Raw genomic sequence first — 8455 nt, forward strand, 5'->3', positions numbered from 1 at the left:
CGATTCAGACGGCCTCACAGCGTGCTCACATGTTGGTGGCGCCCGATGCCTAAAGACGTCGCCCCGGGCGACCGAGCGAGACTCGGTGACCATCTCCGCCGCCGCCGTCGACGACCTCGTCCTCGCGAACCTGCCCCTCGTCGGGTACGCCGTGAGCGAGCTGCTGCACCGCGTCCCGCCCAGCGTGTCCCGGGACGAGCTCGCCTCCGCCGGCAGCCTCGCGCTCGTCATGGCGGCGCGGGCCTACGACCCGACGACGGGGGTCCCGTTCGCGCGGTACGCGTCGCTGCGGATCAAGGGCGCGCTGCTCGACGAGCTGCGGTCCATGGACTGGGCGTCGCGCGGAGCCCGGCAGCGGGTCCGTGAGCTGGCCTCCACCTCCGAGCGACTCACCGCCACCCTGGGCCGCGCCCCGAGCCGCACCGAGCTGGCCGGTGCCATGGGCACCGACGTGGCTGCGGTCGACCGCGCCACGCAGGAGACCGCTCGCCGCGTGCTGAGCATCGACGCCGCCGACCCCGCCATCACGGACATGGTCCGCGACGACGCGCCCAACCCGGAGGAGGCCCTGCTCACCGCGGAGCGCCTGCACTGGCTGCGCGCCGCGGTGCACACGCTTCCCGAGCGGCTGCGCGTCGTGGTCGAGGGCATCTTCCTCCAGGACCGCTCCGTCGCCGAGCTGGCCGACGAGCTGGGCGTCACCCAGTCCCGCATCAGCCAGCTGCGCACCGAGGCGCTGAGCCTGCTGCGCGACGGGCTGAACGCCAACCTCGAGCCCGACCTCGTTGCTGCCGGCGAGCGTCCGGACGGCGTGGCCGAGCGTCGCCGCCACTCGTACTTCGCCGCGATCGCCGCCCGCGCGGCCATGGCGGCCACCCCGACCGCGGCGCCCGGCGTCGTGCCGGTGCAGCGCTCCGCCGTCGCGGCACTGCCGGCCGTGTCCGCCTGACCTCGACGAACTCGTCGCAGAAAACTCCTCAGACCGGCGGATCGCAGCCGATGGGCAGACCAAGCCCATGGAGGGGCTGTTCGGACCCGACTCAAGGAGGAAGATCACGATGGGTCTCTCGATCAACCAGAACATCGCGGCAGTCAACTCGTACCGCAACCTGTCCAACACGCAGAACGACCTGAGCAAGTCGCTCGAGAAGCTCTCGTCCGGCTTCCGCATCAACCGCGCTGCGGACGACGCGGCCGGCCTGGCGATCTCCGAGGGCCTGCGCTCGCAGGTCGGTGGCCTCAAGGTCGCCGCCCGCAACGCCCAGGACGGCATCTCGGTCGTGCAGACCGCTGAGGGCTCCCTCACCGAGGTGCACGCGATCCTGCAGCGGGTTCGCGACCTGGCCGTCCAGGCCGGTAACGACTCCAACAACGCGGACGCTCGCGCCAACATCACGACGGAGGCGACGAGCCTCGTCTCCGAGCTGGACCGGATCGGGAACTCGACGAACTTCAACGGCACCAAGCTCCTCGACGGCTCCGCCGGCGCGGGCTCGGGCAAGCTCACCTTCCAGGTGGGTGCGGACGGCGACACCAACTCCCAGATCGTGGTCGACCTGTCCGGCGCCAACATCAAGTCGCTCTCGGCCGACCTCAAGACCGGTGCGCTCGCGACGTCCGGCACGCAGTTCGACATCGCGGCTGCGGGTGTTACCGCCCTGGCCACGACGCCCGCGACCTTCACGGTGACCCAGGGTGGCGTCGCTACCACGATCACCACGGGCACGCTCGACGCCACGGCTGACGGCTCGGCCGCCGGCTTCCAGTCGGTCGACGAGTACGCCGGGGCTCTCCGGAGCGACGCCGCCTTCGCGGCCAACTTCACGGTCTCGGTCGTGAAGGACGCCAACGGCGCCGGCACCGGCATCGTGGTCTCCGCCAACAACGGCGGAGCGGTCGGCATCGCCGACCCCGACGGCGCGGGCGCGGGGTTCACCGCCGCCGGCACCGCCGGTGCGACCTCGACGGTCGGTCTCAAGTTCGACAGCGCGACCAACGCCCAGGCGTCGATCAAGCTGATCGACGACAAGATCAAGGGCGTCTCCACTGCTCGCGCCAACCTCGGTGCGATGCAGAACCGCCTCGAGCACACCATCAAGAACATCAACGTCTCGGTGGAGAACCTGTCCGCGTCGGAGAGCCGGATCCGCGACACGGACATGGCCTCGGAGATGGTGTCCTTCACCCGCGCGCAGATCCTGTCGCAGGCCGGCACGGCGATGCTCGCGCAGGCCAACCAGATCCCCCAGGGCGTCCTCTCGCTCCTGCGGTGATCCTGACCTGGGCCGCGGGTGATCCCCTGCGGCCCAGGGTTCGACCCACCGGCCATGGCAGCGCTCGGCATCGACGGACTGGTCAGCGGTCTGCAGACGACCGACCTGATCAACAGCCTGATGTCCGCGGAGGCCGCCCCCCAGACCCTGCTGAAGTCGAAGCAGAGCTCCACCACGTCGCTCGTGACCGCGCTGCAGGCCCTGAACACCAAGGTCGCCTCGCTCGCCGAGTCCGCGACGAAGGCCGCGAAGGCCGTCTCCTGGGACGCCACGAAGGCCACCACGTCGGCCGCCTCGGTCACCGCGACCACCACGACGGGCGCAACGCCCACCGCGCTCAGCTTCACGGTCGACGCCGTCGCCCAGGGACAGGTCTCGCTCACGAGCCCGGCCGACCTGGCGAGGTTCACCGGCGGTGCGTCGACCCTCACCTTCAAGAAGGCGGACGGAACGCTCACCGAGATCGCCGTCGGCACGGACGCCGCGGCGACGGCCCGGGCCATCTCGTCGTCGGCCGCGGGCGTCTCCGCGGTCGCCGTGACCGTGGGTGGCGACACCCGGCTACAGCTCTCCGGGACGTCCACCGGAGCCAGCGCCGCGTTCACGATCTACGCCGGGACCAAGGCGGAGGTCGAGGCGGGCACCGCGACGTCGGTCGGGCTCACGCCCACCCGCACCGCGCAGGACGCGAAGATCACGCTCTGGCCCGGCAGCGGGGCCGCGCAGCAGGCGACCTCCGCCACCAACACGTTCTCCGACGTGCTGGCTGGCACGAGCATCACGGTCTCCAAGGTCGAGACCGACCCGGTCACCCTCACGGTCGCCACCGACACGGCGGCGCTCACGGCGCTGGCCTCGGGCCTCGTCGGCTCGCTCGGGGTGGTGCTCTCGGAGATCTCGTCGCGGACCGCGACCACCACCGCGACGGCCAGCGACGGCCGTACCACGGTCACCGGCGGAATGTTCTCCGGGGACAGTGCGGTGCGCGGGCTCCAGCAGCAGCTGGCCACCGCCGCGTCCTACGCCGTCGACGGTGTGTCGCCGTCCACCGTCGGGATCACGGTGAACCGCGACGGCACGTTCACCTTCGACTCCGCGAAGTTCTCCGCCGCGCTGGCCAAGGACCCGGAGGCGACGCAGAAGGTCGTCGCGGGCCTCGCCCAGCGCGTCGCGGACGTGGCCGACGGTGCCAGCGACTCGATCGACGGCTCGCTGACGCTCAAGATCACGGGCCAGCAGGGCGTCGTCACCGACCTCGGCAAGCAGATCGAGAACTGGGACACGCGGCTGGCCCTGCGACGCGAGTCCCTGCAGAAGACCTACTCCGCCCTCGAGGTCACCCTCTCGGGCCTGCAGTCGCAGTCGTCGTGGCTGTCCAGCCAGCTCGCGTCCCTGTCGGCCTCGAGCTGACCCCGACCGTCCGACCGATCGAAGGGCACCTCTCATGCACAGCGTCCGCTCCCGGTACGTGACCTCCGCGGTCGAGACCGTCGGCCCCGCCCGCCTGCTCACCATGCTGTACGACCGCATGCTGCTGGACGTCGACCGCGGCGTCGAGGCGCTGCAGTCCGGCGACCGGGTGCAGGGCAGCGCGCACCTGCAGCACGCGCAGGAGATCGTGGCCGAGCTCATGGTCAGCCTGCAGCCGGAGGGCTGGGAGGGCGGCGAGCAGCTCATGGCGATCTACCGGTACCTCCTGGCCGAGCTCATCGGTGCCAGCGCCCACGGCGACGCCGACCGGGCGCGGGCGTGCCGGGACCTGGTGCTCCCGCTGGCCGACGCGTGGCACGCCGCCGCGGACGAGCTCACGCGGGCAGCGGCCCCGGCTGCCATGACGGTTCCCGTCGCGACGACCGATGCCGCGATGGGTGCCAGGCTCCTCGGCGTCGGCTGACATGGCCACCGTCACGTCGGGCACCGACCTCTGGGTCGCCGCCTGGTCGGACGCCCTCGACGAGCTGGAGCTGGATCTCGCGACCGCCGAGGCCGCGCTCCGCGACGCCCACCTCGCCAGCGTGGGTGAGGTCGCCCGCGCCGCCGAGTGGCACCCCCGCGGCGATCTCGGTCCGCTGCCGGCCGCCCTGCACGTCCGCGCGCAGGCGCTCCTCGACCGCCAGCTCGACACCGCCCGGCGCACGGCCGAGGCCATGACGCGCAGCCGCCGCCAGATCGCCGCGACGCGTGCCCTGCAGGGCCGTCCGGCGGATGCCGCCGCCGTCTACGTCGACGCCGAGGCCTGAGCCCCCGCACCCGAACGGGTGAAGCCCGATCGGGTTGCAGGAAGTCCTCCACACCCCGGCGTCGCGGCCGATGGGGACAGTGAGCACGGATCGCTCGCACAGCAGGCCACGGATCGGCCGACCTCGTCTCCTCGTCGGTGAGGTGGGTCCGTCATGGGCATGTTCGACTCCGTGAGCTCCGTCGCGCTCAACAGCGCGCTCGACGGTCTCGCACTGCGCCAGCGCGTCATCGCGAACAACGTCGCGAACATCCAGACGCCCGGCTACCAGGCCCAGCGTGTCTCCTTCGAGGACGAGCTGAGCCAAGCGGTCCGGCATGGCAGCGGCGCGGTCACGGCGCAGGTCGCCCGGTCGTTGGAGCCCACGCGCGAGGACGGCAACAACGTCAACCTCGACACCGAGACGCTGCTCAACGTCGACACCAACCTGCGCTACCAGCTGGCGACCCAGGCGATCTCCGGCCAGTTCTCGTCGGTGCGCGCCGCGATGCGGACCAGCTGATGACGATCTTCGGCGCGATCGGCATCGCGGGCACCGGCCTGACGGTCCACCGCAAGTGGCTCGACGCGGTCAGTGACAACCTGGCGAACGTCAGCACGGTCCGGGCCACCAGCGAGGACGCGTTCCGGCAGAAGTACGTGGTCGCCCAGGAGATGCAGGGTGACCAGGCAGGCGTCCAGGTGGCCGGCATCGTCGAGGGCTCCGCGGAGGGCCGGCTCGTGTACGAGCCCGACAACCCGCTGGCCGACGACGCGGGCTACGTGCGCTACCCGGACATCGACATGTCGAGCCAGATGACCCAGCTGATCATGGCTCAGCGCGGCTACCAGGCGAACGCCGCCGTGGTGGACCGCGCCAAGGAGACCTACGCAGCGGCCCTCCAGATCGGACGATGAGCATGAGCTTCCCCGTCACCGCGGTGTCCGCGGTCACCCCCACATCCTTCGTCGGGCCCACGGCCGCGACCACGGCGGCCGACCCCGCGTCGGGCGCCGGGTTCGCCTCGGTGCTCGGCTCGATCGACCAGCTCCAGGGCCTGCAGGCGACGTCGAACAACCTCGCCGTGCAGGCCGTGACCGGTGACCTCGACGACATCCACGACTACACGATCGCCGCGGCCGAGGCGTCGACGGCGATCGAGCTGACCGCCGCGGTGCGCAACAAGGCCGTCGAGGCGTTCTCCGAGATCATGCGGATGCAGGGCTGATGCCCGCGCAGATGCAGGCGGCGATGAGCCGGATGTCGGCGGCCGTCAAGGAGTTCTCGCTGGCCCAGCGCACGCTCGTCATCATCGGCGTGGCGGTGCTCGTGCTCGGTGCCGTGGCGCTGAGCAGCTGGCTCTCCAAGCCGACCATGAGCCCGCTGTTCACCAGCCTCTCGGGGGCGGACGCCAGCGCGGTCGTCGACGAGCTCGAGTCCGCGGGCGTCTCCTACCAGCTGACCGACGGCGGCTCCACGGTGATGGTGCCGGCCGACCAGCTCTACAACCAGCGCATCAAGCTCGCCGCGGCCGGCCTGCCCACCAACGCGGACGGCGGCGGGTATTCGCTGCTCGACGAGATGCCGATGACCTCCTCGGAGTTCCAGCAGCAGAAGACCTACCAGCGCGCGCTCGAGGGCGAGCTGGCCAAGACGATCGGTGCGATCGACGGCGTCGACGCGGCGACCGTGCGGCTGGCCATGCCCGAGGACTCGGTGTTCGTCTCCGAGAAGGCGGACCCGACGGCGTCGGTGTTCGTCCGGACCCGGGCCGGTGCCACGCTCGGCGCCGACCAGGTGCAGTCGATCGTCCACCTGGTGTCCGCGGGGATCGAGGGCATGGAGCCCACCGACGTCGCCGTCGTCGACTCCACCGGCCAGGTGCTCTCCGCCGTGGGCACGGGCGCCACCGGGGGCGGGCTCGCGGGCCGGCAGACGAACGAGTACGAGGAGCGGGTGCGCGGCGCCGTCCAGGCACTGCTCGACCAGGTGGTCGGCGCGGGGCACTCCGCGGTCACGGTGACCGCCGAGCTGGACTACGACGAGACCCAGCGGACCGTGGAGCAGTTCTCCGCCAGCGAGGGGACGCCGCCGCTCGCGTCGTCCACCACCACGGAGGACTACACCGGCTCCGGGGGAACGGCCACTGGCGTGCTGGGACCCGACAACATCGCGGTGCCGGAGGGCGCCTCCGGGACGGGCACGTACACGTCGACCACCGAGGACGTCACCAACGCGGTGAACAAGAGCACCGAGGTCACCACGGCGGCGCCGGGCGCCGTCGAGCGCCAGTCCGTGGCGGTCGCGGTGGACACCGAGGCCGTCGCAGGGATCGACATGGCGGACCTCTCGCAGATGGTCGCGGCCGCCGCGGGCATCGACACGGAGCGCGGCGACACGATCGCGGTGCAGAGCATGGCGTTCGACACGTCGCAGGCGGAGTCGGCCGAGGAGGCTCTCGCCGCGGCGGACGCCGAGGCCGAGGCAGCCGCCAGCAAGTCCTTCGTCCGGCAGGGCGCGATCGCGGGTGCCGCCCTGCTGCTCGTCATCATCGTGGTGATCGCCGTGGCGCGGCGGTCCGGCAGGTCCCGGCGGACGGCGATCGACCTGGGCGAGATCCCGCTCGGTCCCGGCCCGCACGACCCGCTCGGGATCGAGGGCGTGTCCGCCGACGAGCTGCCGGCACTCCCGGCCGGCCCGCGGCAGCTCGCCCCCGACCCCGTCGCGGTCAAGCGCGCGGAGATCGGTGCACTCGCAGACGACCAGCCGGACGAGGTCGCCGACCTGCTGCGTGGCTGGCTCGTGGGCTCCGGCTCGTCGTCGGGACGTGGCCGATGAGCACGCTGACGGGGTCGCAGAAGGCGGCGATGCTCCTGGTGCAGCTCGGTCGCGACCGTGCGGCGCGCGTGATGGCGCAGCTGGACGTCGCGGAGATCGAGGAGCTGACCGCGGAGATCATGCGGCTGGACCGCGTCGACCAGGCCATGGCCGACGAGGTGCTCGAGGAGTTCTACGCCGCGTCCGTCATCGGCCCCGGGGTCGGCGGTGGGATGGGCCTCGCGCAGCACCTGCTCGAGGCCTCGCTCGGCGCCGACCAGGCCGCCGGGGTGATGGAGCGGCTCCAGACGAGCATGGCCGGGCAGCCGTTCGAGTTCCTCCAGCAGGCCGACGCCCGCCAGGTGATCTCGCTGCTGTCCGGTGAGCACCCCCAGGCGATCGCCCTCGTGCTGGCCCACCTGCGTCCCGAGCACGCGTCGGCGATCCTCGCCGGCCTCGAGCCGGACCTGCAGGGCGAGGTCGCGCACCGCATCGCGCTCATGGAGCGGGCGTCGCCCGACGTGGTCGCCGTGATCGCCGACTCGCTCCAGCGCAAGGCCTCGACCGTGCTGGCGCCGCGCGAGCTGGCTCCCGTCGGTGGCGTGCAGCCGCTCGTCGAGATCATCAACCGCGCCGACCCCACCACGGAGAAGCTGATCCTCGAGGGGCTGTCCAGCCGCGACGAGGCGCTGGCCGAGGAGGTCCGCAGCCGGATGTTCGTCTTCGGCGACATCGTCCTGCTCGAGGACCGCGCGATGCAGCTGGTCCTGCGTCAGGTGGAGACGTCCGAGCTCTCCGTGGCGCTCAAGGGCGTCTCGGTCGAGGTGCGCGACACCGTGCTGCGCAACCTGTCCGAGCGTGCCCGCGAGAACCTGGTCGAGGAGATCGACCTGCTCGGTCCGGTCCGTCTGTCGCAGGTGGAGGACGCCCGCGCCGGGATCGTGCAGGCCATCCGCCGGCTCGAGGAGAGCGGGCAGATCGTCATCCGCCGCGACGGGGAGGACGAGTTCGTTGCGTGAGCAGCTGTCGTTCGTGCCCCTCGGCACGCCCGCCTCGCAGGCGCGCTCGCAGGCCGGCGTCGCCACCGCCTTCCGGCCCGCGGTCCTCGACGCGCCGGCGGTGAACGTCGCGGTCCGTGAGGCCTCC

General features: G+C 72.0%; 10 protein-coding genes. All 10 read left to right on the forward strand.

Features of this window, described 5'->3' with window-relative positions; genetic code table 11:
• Positions 1–85 precede the first annotated feature (85 nt).
• The 10 genes from AC1DUQ_RS15615 (at position 86) to fliG (ending at position 8328) form a co-directional block, all read left to right on the forward strand.
• The gene (locus tag AC1DUQ_RS15615; protein ID WP_477060030.1) at positions 86–949 is read left to right on the forward strand and encodes a sigma-70 family RNA polymerase sigma factor; all 864 of its coding nucleotides are present in this window, start codon (positions 86–88) and stop codon (positions 947–949) included.
• Between the two features lie 109 nt (positions 950–1058).
• The gene (locus AC1DUQ_RS15620) at positions 1059–2273 is read left to right on the forward strand and encodes a flagellin N-terminal helical domain-containing protein (RefSeq protein ID WP_477060031.1); all 1215 of its coding nucleotides are present in this window, start codon (positions 1059–1061) and stop codon (positions 2271–2273) included.
• Between the two features lie 54 nt (positions 2274–2327).
• Complete coding sequence (fliD, locus tag AC1DUQ_RS15625; protein WP_477060032.1) at positions 2328–3683, forward strand: flagellar filament capping protein FliD; 1356 nt, start codon at positions 2328–2330, stop codon at positions 3681–3683.
• A gap of 34 nt (positions 3684–3717) precedes the next feature.
• Positions 3718–4167 carry a flagellar export chaperone FliS gene (locus AC1DUQ_RS15630; protein WP_477060033.1) on the forward strand — a complete coding sequence of 150 codons (450 nt, stop codon included), beginning with the start codon at positions 3718–3720 and terminating at the stop codon, positions 4165–4167.
• A gap of 1 nt (position 4168) precedes the next feature.
• A complete protein-coding gene (locus AC1DUQ_RS15635; protein WP_477060034.1) occupies positions 4169–4513 on the forward strand; it encodes a hypothetical protein in 345 nt (114 codons plus the stop codon).
• Between the two features lie 159 nt (positions 4514–4672).
• Positions 4673–5014 carry a flagellar basal body rod protein FlgB gene (gene flgB, locus AC1DUQ_RS15640; RefSeq protein ID WP_477060809.1) on the forward strand — a complete coding sequence of 114 codons (342 nt, stop codon included), beginning with the start codon at positions 4673–4675 and terminating at the stop codon, positions 5012–5014.
• Positions 5014–5409 (forward strand): flagellar basal body rod protein FlgC, encoded by a 396-nt coding sequence (flgC, locus tag AC1DUQ_RS15645; protein ID WP_477060035.1) that lies wholly within the window; start codon positions 5014–5016, stop codon positions 5407–5409. Before flgB ends, flgC begins: the two co-directional genes overlap by 1 nt.
• Positions 5410–5411: 2 nt before the next feature.
• Positions 5412–5720, forward strand: a complete 309-nt coding sequence (gene fliE, locus AC1DUQ_RS15650; protein ID WP_477060036.1) for a flagellar hook-basal body complex protein FliE — start codon at positions 5412–5414, stop codon at positions 5718–5720.
• Complete coding sequence (gene fliF / locus AC1DUQ_RS15655; protein WP_477060037.1) at positions 5720–7330, forward strand: flagellar basal-body MS-ring/collar protein FliF; 1611 nt, start codon at positions 5720–5722, stop codon at positions 7328–7330. The genes fliE and fliF overlap by 1 nt, the downstream gene beginning before the upstream one ends.
• Positions 7327–8328 (forward strand): flagellar motor switch protein FliG, encoded by a 1002-nt coding sequence (gene fliG, locus AC1DUQ_RS15660; RefSeq protein ID WP_477060038.1) that lies wholly within the window; start codon positions 7327–7329, stop codon positions 8326–8328. The genes fliF and fliG overlap by 4 nt, the downstream gene beginning before the upstream one ends.
• Positions 8329–8455 lie beyond the last annotated feature (127 nt).

The sequence above is a fragment of the Cellulomonas sp. P4_B5_2 genome (assembly GCF_056402235.1).

What these genes read in the sequence shown, in the direction of transcription:
- flgB (WP_477060809.1), top strand. Translation starts at nt 4,673, where the DNA reads ATGTTCGACTCCGTGAGCTCCGTCGCGCTCAACAGCGCGCTCGACGGT.
- flgC (WP_477060035.1), top strand. Translation starts at nt 5,014, where the DNA reads ATGACGATCTTCGGCGCGATCGGCATCGCGGGCACCGGCCTGACGGTC.
- fliG (WP_477060038.1), top strand. Translation starts at nt 7,327, where the DNA reads ATGAGCACGCTGACGGGGTCGCAGAAGGCGGCGATGCTCCTGGTGCAG.
- AC1DUQ_RS15630 (WP_477060033.1), top strand. Translation starts at nt 3,718, where the DNA reads ATGCACAGCGTCCGCTCCCGGTACGTGACCTCCGCGGTCGAGACCGTC.
- fliD (WP_477060032.1), top strand. Translation starts at nt 2,328, where the DNA reads ATGGCAGCGCTCGGCATCGACGGACTGGTCAGCGGTCTGCAGACGACC.
- AC1DUQ_RS15635 (WP_477060034.1), top strand. Translation starts at nt 4,169, where the DNA reads ATGGCCACCGTCACGTCGGGCACCGACCTCTGGGTCGCCGCCTGGTCG.
- fliF (WP_477060037.1), top strand. Translation starts at nt 5,720, where the DNA reads ATGCCCGCGCAGATGCAGGCGGCGATGAGCCGGATGTCGGCGGCCGTC.
- AC1DUQ_RS15620 (WP_477060031.1), top strand. Translation starts at nt 1,059, where the DNA reads ATGGGTCTCTCGATCAACCAGAACATCGCGGCAGTCAACTCGTACCGC.
- fliE (WP_477060036.1), top strand. Translation starts at nt 5,412, where the DNA reads ATGAGCTTCCCCGTCACCGCGGTGTCCGCGGTCACCCCCACATCCTTC.